Source organism: Shewanella chilikensis (genome assembly GCF_002836945.1).
Lineage (GTDB): Bacteria > Pseudomonadota > Gammaproteobacteria > Enterobacterales > Shewanellaceae > Shewanella > Shewanella chilikensis.
Genome location: NZ_NIJM01000037.1, coordinates 13695 through 27636, shown reverse-complemented (window position 1 = coordinate 27636; position 13942 = coordinate 13695). Strand labels below are relative to the sequence as shown.

Genomic DNA, 13942 nt, shown 5'->3' with positions numbered 1-13942 from the left:
TCACTGTGAAAAATCTATCTTTAATTGTCCTTGGCTCATGGGAGCCAACTCGTTATTGATACTCTCGGTAACAGATAAGGGCACAGCCAGAGTCAGGCGAATATGGTCGGAAAACTCCCGCTCCTCTATCAACACGTCAAGCCTTTGCAGCAGATGTTCGATATCGGCCAATTGGTCGTAACGGCAAACCAAACGGCCTTTTTCCCTGAGCATTTTTGTCTTGGTCGCCAGCCGTGGCAGCATCTGCTTGAGCCCACTACTGTAGGCACGAACCAGCCCACCCACACCCAACTTGGTGCCGCCATAGTAACGCACGACAACCGCGCCAATCTCACCTATGCCAGCCCCATGCAATACCGCCAACATGGGGCGACCGGCACTACCGCCAGGCTCGCCATCATCACTCGACCCCATGGCCGACTGCCCCATGGCTGCACCACAAATAAATGCCTGGCAATAATGACTAGCCCCCGGATAACGCAGCTTTATCTGTTGTAGTTGCTGTTTAAACTCTTCCGGCGAATGACAGGGAAATACCAGAGAGATAAAGCGGCTGTGCTTTATCTCTTCTTCATATTCCAGCTCTTCTGCCGCAATGGGATAACTTTCAATCAATGAGACCTGACTCTCGAGTCATATTTTCGTTGCCATGGGCGTGGATTATGACATTGTCTTCGATACGGATCCCACCAAACGGACGTAAACTGGCGACGAGGTCCCAATCCACCAACTTCTTACGGCCATCTAGCTTAAGAGGCACCAACAGGCTATCGATGAAATAGAGTCCTGGTTCTATGGTTACTACATGCCCGGGCGCCATAGTCCTGGTGCAGCGCAGAAACGGGTGATCTTCAGGAGGGGCCACATGAGTGCCGCGCTCGTCATTGAAGAAACCACCGACATCATGCACCTGCAATCCCAACATATGCCCCAGCCCATGAGGGAAGAACGCCCGGGTAATGCCCTGCTCCAACAGCGTCTCTTGTGAGCCATTGGCCAGACCGACTTCAAGTAACAGAGTCGCCAGCTGTTGATGAGCCTGCAGATGCAGTTCGGTATAACGTTTGCCGGGTCGCAAGTGCTCAATCAGTTGAAGCTGCAGTTGATTCATCGCCAGGATAAGATCGTGGAACCTATTTTTTTCAAAAGCATAGGTACGGCTGATATCGGCGGCATAGCCGTGGAAAGAAGCACCGGCATCGATCAGAAAAGACAACCTCTGCTGTGGGCTTTCATGCTCCAACGCAGTGTAATGCAAAATAGCGGCGTTTTGGTTGAGGGCTATAATATTGCCATAGGGAACCTGATTCTCCCCTTGTGCTATGGCATTCAGATATTGCTGTTGGATTTCAAACTCACTGGCACCATTGTAGAAGGCGTTCTTGGCCGCGCGATGGCCCTCGACCGCAATATGGTTGGCCTGACGCATACATTCCAACTCGTAATCTGTCTTACAGGCACGATAAAAATGCATGTAACTCATTACGGCTTCTGGATTACAGTTGTTAAATCCGAGCACAGAAGCCACTTCCAGGTGTTCACCAATATAGGCCCAGCAACCCTCTGCCACAGGCAGGAGGTCCGCCACCTTATCGGCCTTGGTCAAAATACGGATATCAAAGCTGTCACACCAGAAGCTTTGCGGCAGATCTGTCACCTTATGCCAGAAGTCTTCGGGACGGTAGAAGATTAGTATTGGCTTATCGCGACCATTGACCAGCAACCAACAGTGAGGCGTTTCCAGTAAAGGCACCCAGGCCTTGAAATGGGGATTCACCTTAAAGGGGTAATCGATATCGTCCAGAAACTGCCTGTGGGGTTGACCCGAATGAATTGCCAACCCAGACAGTCCCTCACGGGCACAAATCTCGGCAACTCTTTGATTAAGAATATTTATATGTGATTGATAATGCTGAGCCAGTTGCATAATAAGCCGTTCCTGTTATCTGAAATCAAGGTTCCCCTTGCCATTGGACGCTGTTCACAGTTACAACAAAAGCCAATGTGCAGTGTATCACAAAGCTGAAATTTGCAGCTAACCGGCAAGCAATTAAACGATCGTTTAAATTGGGTGTTGTATTTTTCCTTTTTTCGAAGCACACTGAGCAACAACTGGTCAAATGATGGCCTGAGCTGCCCTACTCCTAAGCAATAAGGATGCAAGCAATGATCTACCAAAATTCGATGATTCAAGTTGAGTTACTCGAGAATAATATCGCCCGCCTTTGCTTCAATGCCGAAGGATCGGTAAACAAATTCGACCGCGCCACCCTGACCTCTCTGGATGAGGCTCTGGACGCCATCAAAGCAGAATCCAGCGTGAAAGCACTGCTGCTGACATCGGCTAAAGCTGCCTTTATAGTCGGCGCCGACATTACTGAGTTCCTCGGGTTGTTCGCTCAGGAAGATGAAGTACTCTTGTCATGGTTGCAGCAAGCCAATGCGGTATTCAACAAGCTGGAAGACATGCCTTTCCCAACCGCTTCTGCCATCAATGGTTTTGCCTTGGGCGGTGGTTGCGAAACCATTTTGGCCACAGACTTCCGCATTGCCGACACCAGTGCCCGAATCGGCCTGCCGGAAACCAAGCTGGGGATCATCCCGGGATTCGGTGGCACAGTGCGTCTGCCCAGAGTGATAGGTGCAGACAATGCACTGGAGTGGATCACCACAGGCAAAGACCAACGCCCAGAAGCCGCTCTCAAAGTTGGCGCAGTAGATGCCGTCGTGGCTCCAGAGCAGCTCCAGGCCGCAGCACTACAGATGCTACAGGACGCGCTGGCTGGCAAACTTGACTGGCAGAGCCGCCGTCAACGTAAACAGTCGCCACTGACACTGCCAAAGCTAGAAGCCATGATGTCGTTCACCACAGCCAAGGGCATGGTTTTTTCCGTTGCCGGCAAGCACTATCCGGCGCCAATGGCGGCGGTTAACGTTGTGGAAAAGGCAGCCGGTCTGGGGCGCGAAGAAGCCTTATTGGTAGAACATCAAGCCTTTATTCAACTGGCCAAAACTGATGTGGCCAAGGCGCTGATCGGCATCTTCCTCAATGACCAACTGGTCAAAGGCAAAGCCAAGAAGGCCGCCAAACAAGCCAAGAACATAGAACAAGCCGCTGTATTGGGCGCAGGCATTATGGGCGGCGGTATCGCCTACCAAAGTGCCAGCAAAGGTACACCGATTGTGATGAAAGACATAGCGCAGAAGGCGCTGGATCTCGGCCTTAACGAGGCGGCCAAGCTACTGACGGCCCAGGTAGAGCGTGGTCGCTCCACCCCGGCCAAGATGGCCAAAGTGCTCAATAACATCACCCCATCGCTCGATTACAGCGCTGTCAAAGACGCCAATATAGTAGTAGAAGCGGTAGTAGAACATCCCAAGGTTAAGGCTACTGTGCTGGCCGAAGTCGAGCAGCAGCTAGCTGCCGATGCCATCATAGCGTCCAACACCTCAACCATCTCGATTAACCTGCTTGCCAAGAGTCTGAAAGACCCTTCCCGCTTCTGCGGCATGCACTTCTTTAACCCAGTGCACAAGATGCCTCTGGTGGAAGTGATCCGTGGCGAACACAGCTCGGAAGAAACCATCTCCTCTGTAGTGGCCTATGCCAGCAAGATGGGTAAGACGCCGATTGTGGTCAACGACTGCCCCGGCTTCTTTGTTAACCGGGTACTCTTCCCCTATTTCGCCGGCTTTAACGGCCTGCTGGCCGATGGTGCAGACTTTATCGCCGTCGACAAGGTGATGGAGAAACAGTTTGGTTGGCCTATGGGCCCGGCTTATCTGCTGGATGTAGTCGGTTTGGATACCGGCCATCACGCCCAGGCCGTCATGGCCGAAGGCTTCCCGGACCGTATGGGCAAAACAGGCAAAGACGCCATAGATATCATGTTTGGTCATGAGCGCCTGGGGCAGAAGAACGGTAGAGGTTTCTACCAGTATTCTGTGGATAAGCGTGGTAAGCCGAAGAAAGACAAGGATCCTGTCAGCTACGAATTACTGCAGGCCGAATACGGTGAACTCAAAGAGTTCAGCAGCGATGAAATCATCGCCCGCACCATGATCCCCATGATTATTGAAACCGTACGCTGCCTGGAAGAAGGCATAGTCGCCACCCCGGCCGAAGCCGACATGGGTCTGGTATATGGTCTTGGCTTCCCACCATTCAGAGGCGGTGTGTTCCGCTATCTGGATACCATGGGCGTTGCCAACTTTGTCGCCCTGGCTGACAAATACGCCCACCTGGGGGGACTCTACCAAGTGACCGATGGCATGCGTGAACTGGCAGCCAACAACGGTTCTTACTATCAGGCCTAATTTGCGGAAAGGATTTTAACCATGAAACAAGCAGTTATCGTAGATTGCATTCGTACACCCATGGGCCGTTCCAAGGCCGGTGTATTTAGAAATGTTCGTGCAGAGACACTCTCTGCCGAGTTGATGAAGGCCCTGCTGGTACGTAATCCCCAGTTGGATCCCGGCACCATAGAAGACGTTATCTGGGGCTGTGTGCAGCAGACTCTGGAGCAAGGTTTCAATATCGCCCGTAATGCCTCTCTGCTCGCGGGTATCCCCAAGCAGGTTGGCGCAGTTACCGTAAACCGTCTCTGTGGCTCCTCCATGGAAGCCATTCACCAAGCAGCCAGGGCCATCATGACAGGCATGGGTGACACCTTCATCATTGGTGGTGTTGAACATATGGGTCATGTTCCCATGAGTCATGGGGTCGACTTCCACCCTGGCCTGGCAACCCGGGTTGCCAAAGCAGCCGGTATGATGGGACTAACGGCGGAAATGCTCGGTCGCATGCACGGTATCAGCCGTGAAATGCAGGATGAGTTTGCCGTTCGCTCGCACAAACGTGCGCATGCAGCCACTGTTGAAGGCCGTTTTGCCAGAGAGATCCAGGCTATCGAAGGCCATGATGCCAATGGTGCCTTGATCAAAATAGATTATGACGAAGTGATCCGCCCTGAAACCAGTATAGAATCACTGGCGGGCCTGCGTCCCGTGTTTGACCCGGCTAACGGCACTGTTACCGCTGGTACCTCTTCGGCCCTGTCCGATGGCGCATCTGCCATGCTGGTGATGGAAGAAGAGAAAGCCAAGGCGCTGGGACTGCCTATCCGAGCTCGTATCAAGTCGATGGCGGTTGCCGGTTGTGACCCATCAATCATGGGCTATGGCCCGGTTCCAGCCACACAAAAGGCACTGACTCGCGCAGGCCTCAGCATAGCGGATATCGATCTGGTTGAGCTGAACGAAGCCTTTGCCGCGCAGTCTCTGCCTTGCGTGAAAGACCTAGGTCTTATGGAGTTGGTCGATGAGAAGGTTAACCTCAACGGTGGAGCCATCGCTTTGGGTCACCCTCTGGGTTGCTCGGGAGCCCGAATCTCTACCACTTTGATCAATCTGATGGAGAGTAAAGACGCGACTTTGGGTCTGGCAACCATGTGTATTGGTCTCGGCCAAGGTATTGCCACTGTATTTGAGCGTGTCTGAGTAAATATAGCCAACACAGAGGGGCATAGAAAAGCTGCCCTTCTCAATGAAAAACCGCTTATTTCTTAAGCGGTTTTTTTATGTAAAAGCTGTTTATCCCCATCACAGAGATACCCCTTTAATTAACCTGATGTCCACAAATACGAGGTTAGCTCTCTGACGATAAAGCGCTTTGATTGAATGAGAAGTAGAACCCCGAGCTGAATAACGAGTAAGACATTGTTCCACGTGGAACAATGCGGTAGAGCACAAAAAATAGCTGCCAACTTGGTTTGACCGCTGCCTTGGAGTAATATTAGCCACTTCTGTTGTTCTCGTTGTAAGAGGTTATATGAGTCAGGTTTTTGCCAGTGCCCAACATCAACTGGATGCTTTAGGTTTGAGGTGTCCGGAGCCTGTCATGATGGTTCGCAAGAAAGTCCGTTATATGGCCGAGGGAGAAACTCTGCTCATTATCGCCGATGATCCGGCTACCACCAGAGATATTCCCAGCTTTTGCCAGTTTATGGACCACACCTTGGTGGCCAGCCAAACGGATAACCTACCTTATCAATATTTGATTAAGAAAGGTCTCTAACCCACTTACCAGGAAGGAACCTAATGATTACCCTGCTCGCTATCGCCCATAAAAAGCAAAGAAACGCCCCAATGGATTTATTACCTTATGCCGAAGTCAGTTTGGCTCAAGGTGTAGAGGGCGACATTTTCGGTAAACCGGGAAAGCGTCAAGTGACACTATTGTCCCAACAGCAGTGGCAACAAGCCTGTGCTCAATTGCAGACAGAGCTTCCCTGGACGAGCCGCAGAGCCAACTTGCTGCTGGATGGTCTGGAGTTTGCACCTGAGTTGGTGGGGAAATACCTGAAGATTGGTGAGCATCTGGTGCTTGAACTTACCGGAGAAACAGACCCTTGCGGCAAAATGGAGCGAGCACACCCAGGGTTGGAAGCAGCATTAATGCCTGCTTGGCGTGGTGGCTGTACCGCCAAAGTGATCAATCCGGGAAAAATCAGACCTCAGGACCCGGTCCAGATACTCGATAGTTGGCCAAATCGCAACTTAGACTTATAAAAAACAGAAAACCAATTGATACAGTATTGAGGTTTTACTGTTAATAAATTTGTGAGATAACAGACAGTCGGTAACCGATAACTAAAATAAGGCCGCTGTCATGTTGAGACCTAAACTAACCCCTCTGTACACAGCTGTTTCATTGCTCTTTTCAGCTTCGGCATTCAGTGACGATCAAGCCCCCAAGTGGGACGTCAATGCCCCGCTGAATGCTCCTCTTGAACAAGCCAAAATTCAGGTATCTGAAGGTACCTGGATGAATCTGAGCCTGAGCCCGGATGGCAAATATCTGGTTTTTGATCTGCTGGGTGACATCTACAGAATTCCCGCTCAGGGCGGCGAAGCCAAACCTCTGGCACAAGGCATAGCCTGGCAGATGCAACCCGTCTACAGCCCTGATGGCAAATACATTGCCTTTACGTCGGATCAAGATGGCGGCGACAACATCTGGGTAATGAATGCTGACGGCAGTAATCCGCGTCCGGTAACCAATGAAACATTCCGCCTGCTCAACAGCCCGGCCTGGAGCCCAGACTCCCAATATCTGGTGGCGCGAAAGCACTTCACAGCCAGCCGCAGTCTAGGTGCCGGTGAAGTCTGGCTTTATCATATTGCCGGTGGCGAAGGAGTTAAACTCACCGAGCGGCCAAATGATCAGAAAGACCTGGGTGAACCCGCCTATTCCCCTGACGGCCGATATATCTATTTCAGCCAAGATGCCACCCCGGGTAAAACCTTCCACTACTCCAAAGACTCGGTCAAAGGCATATACAAGATAAAACGCTACGATACCCAAACCGGGAATATCGAAGTGCTTGTCGAGGGCACTGGTGGCGCCATCAGGCCGACCCCGAGCCCGGATGGTAAACAGTTGGCCTACATCAAACGCGACGGTTTTCAGTCAACCTTATACTTGTTGGATCTGGCTTCCGGTAAAGAGCAAAAGCTCTATGGTGACCTTGACAGAGACATGCAGGAAACCTGGGCGATACACGGTGTTTATCCCACTATGGCCTGGAGCCCAGATAGTGCAGAGATCTATTTCTGGGCAAAAGGCAAAATCCACAAGCTCGAACTGGCTTCCAAGCAAGCGGCAGAGATCCCATTCAATGTCACCACAGAGCTTGCTGTGCAGCCGACGGTGCGCTTTAAGCAGGATATAGATCAGCAGCAACTGGATGTCAAAATGCTGCGCATGGCTCAGGTGTCGCCAGATGGAACCAAAGTCATCTACGAAGCTCTGGGAAAAATCTGGGTAAAGCAACTGCCGAACGGCAAACCGAAACGCCTGACCCGTTTGGATGAACAGTTGGAAGAGTTATTCCCTCAATGGTCCCGTGACGGTAAGCGAGTGGTGTTTACCACATGGAATGATCAGCAACAAGGCAGCGTTAGAACCATCAGTGCCCGAGGAGGAAAAACCACAACACTTACCCAAAAGCCGGGGAAATATATCGAGCCCACCTTCTCTCCCGATGGCAAACAAGTTGTGTTTCGTAAAATTGCCGGTGGCTATATTACCCCCAAAACTTGGAGTCAGGATCCCGGGCTCTACCTGGTTGACAGCAATGGTAAAGAACTAAAGAAACTCTCAGCTCAGGGCTTCCAGCCACAGTTTGGTGCCGACAACGACAGAGTCTACTTTATGGAGAATGGTGAAACGCCGCAGCTAGCCTCTATATCGCTTAGTGGTTTCGATAAGCGGGTACACTACACCAGCAAACACGCCACCGAATTCAGAGTATCTCCCGATGGGAAACAGCTCGCGTTTGCGGAACGTTTCCGGGTTTGGGTCACCCCCTTCGCCAAGCATGGTGAAACCGTTGATATCGGGCCTAAGGCGACTAATTTACCGGTAACACAGCTCAGTACCCGCGCCGGTGAGAGTATTAGTTGGGGCGCCAACAGCGATCAACTCTATTGGACCCTTGGCCCAGAGCTCTATCAAGTGAGCCTGGATAACGACTATCGAGAGAAGAATGCTAAGGACAAGGTCCAAGTTACTGAGATTGGTTTTCAGACAGAGATAGATGTTCCACGTGGAACAATCGCTTTCGTCGGCGGTAAGATCATCACAATGGAGAATGATAGGGTAATAGATAAGGGAGTGGTGTTGGTGAAAGATAACCATATCCTAGCCGTGGGTGAAGCCGACATGGAAATTCCGGATGATGCCATGCTAGTGGATATTTCAGGTAAGACACTGATGCCAGGTCTGTTTGACGCCCATGCCCATGGCGCTCAAGGTGAAAGCGAAATCATCCCCCAGCAGAACTGGCAGCTATATGCCGGCTTGGCCTTGGGGGTTACCAGCATCCATGACCCCTCCAATGACACTACCGAAATTTTTGCTGCCAGCGAGCAACAAAAAGCCGGAAAGATTGTTGGCCCGCGAATCTTCTCAACCGGCACCATACTCTATGGTGCCAACTTACCTGGCTACACCAGCCACATAGACTCATTGGATGATGCCAAATTCCACCTCGAACGACTTAAAAAAGTCGGTGCTTTCAGCGTCAAGAGCTATAACCAACCCAGACGCAATCAGCGTCAACAAGTCATAGCCGCAGCCAGAGAACTGGAGATGATGGTGGTTCCAGAAGGAGGAAGTCTGCTGCAACATAATCTCACCATGATTGCCGATGGTCACACCACAGTGGAACACTCCCTGCCGGCAGCAGCAATCTACAACGATATTAAGCAGTTCTGGAGCCAAACCCAAGTGGGTTACACCCCCACGCTGGTGGTGGCCTATGGCGGCATTTCGGGTGAAAACTATTGGTACGACAAGACTGATGTCTGGGCTCATCCACGATTGTCAAAATATGTTCCAGCCGATCTGTTGCGGGCTCGCTCCATGAGAAGGCCTACCGCACCGGATGAACATTACAACCACTTCAATGTGGCCAGAGTCGCCAATGAGGTGAATCAATTGGGGATTCATCCCAACATTGGTGCCCATGGTCAGCGCGAAGGCTTGGCTGCTCATTGGGAGATGTGGATGTTTGCCCAGGGCGGTATGAGCAATATGGAAGTGCTGAAGACAGCAACGCTTTATCCCGCCAAGACCTTCGCTATGGACCATCAGCTTGGTTCGATAACGCCGGGCAAATTAGCCGACCTTATTGTTATCGACGGTAACCCACTGGAGGATATTAGGGTCACAGACAGGGTCACTCATACTATGGTCAATGGTAAACTCTATGATGCCGAAACCATGAATCAACTCAATGGTGATAGGAAGCAGCGCCAGCCCTTCTTCTTTGAAGATATTTAAAAAAGATTAAGCCCGACGTAAAACGGAAGGATGTTCCACGTGGAACATCCTTTTATTTTATAAGCAGTAGTAGCAATACCAAAGATAACAATAGGTAGCTAACAAGCGCCGGCAACAGGAAGCGGATGAGTGTAGGCATGATGGCTTGTTTGCCAAAGCTGAGTCGCAGTAAAGTATCACCCACCCGAACGGCCCACAAGTTCACCAGCGCCAGAGTTGGCAATGTAAATAGCGCTCCAATAAACACACTAACACCATCACTAAGCGTCAATAAACGACCCAAAGCAAATGCGATAAACATCCAGAATAGCATGCACAATGGCAGATAGATTATCGTCGCAAAGGGCCCAGGCCCCGGACCAGAACTAAACAGTAGCAGCAAAAAACGGCGACGCCGGGAAAACTTAATCATGGGGATAACAACAGCAATCCAACAGATGATCGTTGACCATGCCTACAGCCTGCATAAAGGCATAGCAAATCGTCGGGCCACAGAAGTTAAACCCCAGTTTTTTCAGCGCCTTGGACATAGCCTCTGACTCGGTTGTCTGAGCCGGAACCTGAGTCAGGGTTTCAAAGCGATTCACTTTGGGTACCCCGCCGACAAAACCCCAAAGAAATTCTGAAAAATCATTACCTTGTTCCACAAATGCCAGATATGCCTTGGCGTTTCGAACTATGGAATTCACCTTGGCTCGATTGCGTACTATCCCTGGGTCTTGTAGCAATTCCTCTATCTTGGCTTGGTCGAACCCGGCAATAACTTGGGGATCAAACCCGGCAAAGGCGCGTTCATAGTTGGCCTGCTTTTTGAGAATGGTCAGCCAAGATAAACCAGCCTGCTGACCATCGAGACAGAGCTTGGCAAACAGTTCCTTGGCATCATAAACCGGCCTTCCCCATACCTTGTCGTGATATTCCTGATAGAGAGGATCATCGGTCACCCAGCCACAACGAACTATATCCATTACTCAAAATCCCTTAAATCGTTAAATCCGATAAAAAATAACCTACATAAGCCTATATCGACAAGGTATAATCGAAACCATTTTCTATTAATAGCTGACAGCAGTAGATATGACGACGAAACACGACGTGAAGACATTCCAGGGTTTTATCTTAACCCTGCAAGAATACTGGGCGCAGCAAGGTTGCGCCATAGTTCAACCCCTGGACATGGAGGTCGGTGCCGGCACCTTCCATCCACAAACCTTTTTGCGTTCATTGGGCCCTGAGCCGATGAGCAGCGCGTATGTCCAACCATCGCGCCGCCCTACCGACGGCCGCTATGGCGAAAACCCCAACCGTCTTCAGCACTACTATCAGTTTCAGGTCGTATTGAAACCTTCACCGGATAATATTCAGGAGCTGTACCTGGGCTCACTGCAGGCCCTGGGTGTGGACCCCAGTATCCATGATATCCGTTTCGTTGAAGACAACTGGGAATCACCTACCCTGGGTGCCTGGGGCCTGGGCTGGGAAGTTTGGCTCAACGGTATGGAAGTCAGCCAGTTCACCTATTTCCAACAGGTTGGTGGCCTAGAGTGTAGCCCGGTAACCGGCGAAATCACCTATGGTCTAGAACGTCTTGCCATGTATATTCAGGGCGTAGACAGCGTCTATGATCTGGTTTGGACCGACGGCCCAATGGGAAGGATCACCTATGGTGACGTGTTCCACCAAAACGAAGTGGAGCAGTCGACCTACAACTTTGAACATGCCGATGTCGACTTCCTTTTCGGTCTGTTCGATCAGTGCGAAAAAACCTGTCAGCACCTGCTTTCACTGGAAAAACCTCTGCCTCTGCCCGCTTATGAGCAAGTGATGAAGGCCTCACACGCCTTCAACCTGCTCGATGCCCGTCACGCCATCTCTGTGACCGAGCGTCAGCGCTACATCCTGCGGGTGCGCACCATGGCCAAAGCGGTAGCCGAAGCTTATTACCAGGCGCGTGAAGCCCTGGGCTTCCCAATGTGCAAGTGAGGTAGAAACTAATGAATTTTGACAACTTACTCATAGAGATAGGTACCGAAGAGCTGCCACCAAAAGCCCTGCGCACTCTGGCAGAGTCTTTTGTAAACAACTTCTGCGAAGAGCTGGACAAGGCCGAACTCAGCTATAGCAAGGCACACTGGTATGCCGCGCCGCGCCGTTTGGCGCTCTACGTAGAGCAACTGGCCCTGGCACAACAGGATAAAGTGGTTGAGAAAAGAGGCCCAGCGGTCAGTTCAGCCTTTGATGCCGACGGCAAGCCAACCAAGGCCGCCGAAGGCTGGGCCCGCGGCAATGGTATCAGCGTTGCCGAAGCCGAGCGTCTGGTGACAGACAAGGGTGAATGGCTACTGCACCGCGCCAAGGTTGAAGGTGTGACCACTGAAAGCCTGATCCCGACCATGGCACAGCGCGCCCTGGACAAGTTGCCTATCCCCAAGCCTATGCGCTGGGGCAGCAACAAGACTCAATTTATCCGCCCCGTGCACACAGTTACCATCTTGTTGGGTGACAAGCTGGTTGCCGGTGAGCTGTTGGGTATCAACTCGGCACGTACCGTTCGTGGTCACCGCTTTATGGGCGAAGCCAGCTTCGAGCTGGATCATGCCGACAACTACCTCAGCAGCTTGAAAGAGCGCGGCAAGGTGATTGCCGACTATCAGGCCAGAATGGATATCATCAAGACAGACGCCGAAAAAGCCGCTGCCGAGTTGGGTGGCCGTGCCGATATCGCCGACGAACTGCTTGAAGAAGTCGCCTCCTTAGTTGAGTGGCCAGTGGTACTGACAGCGGCTTTTGAAGAGAAGTTTTTGCAGGTGCCTGCCGAGGCCCTGGTCTACACAATGAAAGGCGATCAGAAATACTTCCCGGTATTTGATGGCAACAATAAGCTGATGCCCAACTTCATCTTTGTGACCAATATTGAGTCCAAAGATCCGGCGCAAATCATTGCCGGGAATGAGAAAGTTGTCCGCCCTCGCCTGGCCGATGCCGAATTCTTCTTTAACACAGATAAAAAGCAATCACTCGAGTCCCGCATTGCCAGCCTGGAAACCGTGGTATTCCAGAAACAATTGGGCACCCTTAAAGACAGAGTGGAGCGCATCTCCTGTGTGGCCGAAGCCATTGCGGCCAAAATCGATGCCAACCAAGCCGATGCCAAACGGGCCGGTCTGTTGTCCAAGGCCGATTTGATGACCAATATGGTTATGGAATTTACCGACACCCAAGGCACCATGGGCATGCATTACGCGCGCCTCGAAGGGGAAACCGAAGCGGTTGCCCTGGCACTGGAAGAACAGTACAAGCCCAAGTTCTCCGGTGATACTGTGCCTACAGCGCCGGTATCCTGCGCCGTTGCACTGGCAGAAAAGCTGGATACCCTGAGCGGGATATTCGGTATCGGCCAGGCACCTAAAGGCGCTGCCGACCCCTTTGCCCTGCGCCGCGCGGCCATAGGTGTACTGAGGATCATTGTTGAGAACAAACTGCCACTGGATCTGGTCGAGCTGATTGCCAGCGCCATCAAGGCCCACGGCAGCAACCTCAGTAATCAGAACTGCGCCGAAGAGGTGCTGGAATTCCTGATGGGCCGTTTCCGCGCCTGGTATCAGGATAAAGGCATCAGTACCGATGTCATTCTGGCGGTTCTGGCCCGTCGTCCGACTCGTCCGGCCGACTTTGACAGCCGTATCCAGGCCGTCAGCCATTTCCGCAGCTTGGAACAGGCCGCCTCTCTGGCCGCAGCCAACAAGCGGGTTTCCAATATTCTCGCCAAGGTTGAAGGTGAGTTGCCAAGCGAAGTCGATACAGCCCTGCTGCAGGAAGATGCAGAGAAGGCCCTGAATCAAGTTCTGAGCTCACTTCAGCCACAACTTGAGCCCTTGTTTGCCAAAGGGGAATATCAACAGGGATTGACCCTGTTATCAACGCTGAAAGAGCCGGTAGATACCTTCTTTGAAGATGTGATGGTAATGGCCGACGATGAGGCGCTGCGCCGCAATCGTCTGGCACTGCTGAACCAGCTGCGAAATCAGTTCCTGCGGGTGGCCGATATATCACTGTTGCAGTGATGGCAGTTGCAGTGATGCCAAACAGCTA

General features: G+C 51.7%; 11 protein-coding genes. 7 read left to right on the top strand and 4 right to left on the bottom strand.

What is annotated here, in order from left to right:
- Complete coding sequence (locus CX651_RS13975) at positions 1–615, bottom strand: YigZ family protein (protein WP_101056541.1); 615 nt, start codon at positions 613–615, stop codon at positions 1–3.
- Entirely contained in the window at positions 608–1930 is a 1323-nt protein-coding gene (gene pepQ / locus CX651_RS13970) for a Xaa-Pro dipeptidase (protein WP_101056540.1), read from the bottom strand. The genes CX651_RS13975 and pepQ overlap by 8 nt, the downstream gene beginning before the upstream one ends.
- Before the next feature lie 236 nt (positions 1931–2166).
- Here pepQ and fadB point away from each other — a divergent pair, with 236 nt between their 5' ends.
- The 5 genes from fadB (at position 2167) to CX651_RS13945 (ending at position 9850) form a co-directional block, all read left to right on the top strand.
- Entirely contained in the window at positions 2167–4317 is a 2151-nt protein-coding gene (gene fadB, locus CX651_RS13965; protein WP_101056539.1) for a fatty acid oxidation complex subunit alpha FadB, read from the top strand.
- A gap of 21 nt (positions 4318–4338) precedes the next feature.
- A complete protein-coding gene (fadA, locus tag CX651_RS13960; RefSeq protein WP_101056538.1) occupies positions 4339–5502 on the top strand; it encodes an acetyl-CoA C-acyltransferase FadA in 1164 nt (387 codons plus the stop codon).
- 331 nt (positions 5503–5833) lie between these two features.
- Positions 5834–6079, top strand: a complete 246-nt coding sequence (gene tusA, locus CX651_RS13955; protein WP_101056537.1) for a sulfurtransferase TusA — start codon at positions 5834–5836, stop codon at positions 6077–6079.
- Between the two features lie 23 nt (positions 6080–6102).
- Positions 6103–6573 carry an MOSC domain-containing protein gene (locus CX651_RS13950; protein WP_101056536.1) on the top strand — a complete coding sequence of 157 codons (471 nt, stop codon included), beginning with the start codon at positions 6103–6105 and terminating at the stop codon, positions 6571–6573.
- Positions 6574–6673: 100 nt separating this feature from the next.
- The gene (locus tag CX651_RS13945; RefSeq protein ID WP_101056535.1) at positions 6674–9850 is read left to right on the top strand and encodes an amidohydrolase family protein; all 3177 of its coding nucleotides are present in this window, start codon (positions 6674–6676) and stop codon (positions 9848–9850) included.
- Between the two features lie 52 nt (positions 9851–9902).
- On the opposite strand, the gene CX651_RS13940 is transcribed toward CX651_RS13945, so the two are convergent.
- Both CX651_RS13940 and CX651_RS13935 read right to left on the bottom strand, forming a co-directional pair.
- Positions 9903–10151: a hypothetical protein gene (locus CX651_RS13940; protein WP_146226013.1), complete on the bottom strand. Its 249-nt coding sequence runs from the start codon at positions 10149–10151 to the stop codon at positions 9903–9905.
- A 103-nt stretch (positions 10152–10254) separates the two neighbouring features.
- Positions 10255–10818, bottom strand: a complete 564-nt coding sequence (locus CX651_RS13935; protein WP_101056533.1) for a DNA-3-methyladenine glycosylase I — start codon at positions 10816–10818, stop codon at positions 10255–10257.
- A gap of 109 nt (positions 10819–10927) precedes the next feature.
- Here CX651_RS13935 and glyQ point away from each other — a divergent pair, with 109 nt between their 5' ends.
- Positions 10928–11833 carry a glycine--tRNA ligase subunit alpha gene (gene glyQ / locus CX651_RS13930; protein ID WP_028780936.1) on the top strand — a complete coding sequence of 302 codons (906 nt, stop codon included), beginning with the start codon at positions 10928–10930 and terminating at the stop codon, positions 11831–11833.
- An 11-nt stretch (positions 11834–11844) separates the two neighbouring features.
- Complete coding sequence (gene glyS, locus CX651_RS13925; RefSeq protein ID WP_101056532.1) at positions 11845–13914, top strand: glycine--tRNA ligase subunit beta; 2070 nt, start codon at positions 11845–11847, stop codon at positions 13912–13914.
- Positions 13915–13942: the final 28 nt, after the last annotated feature.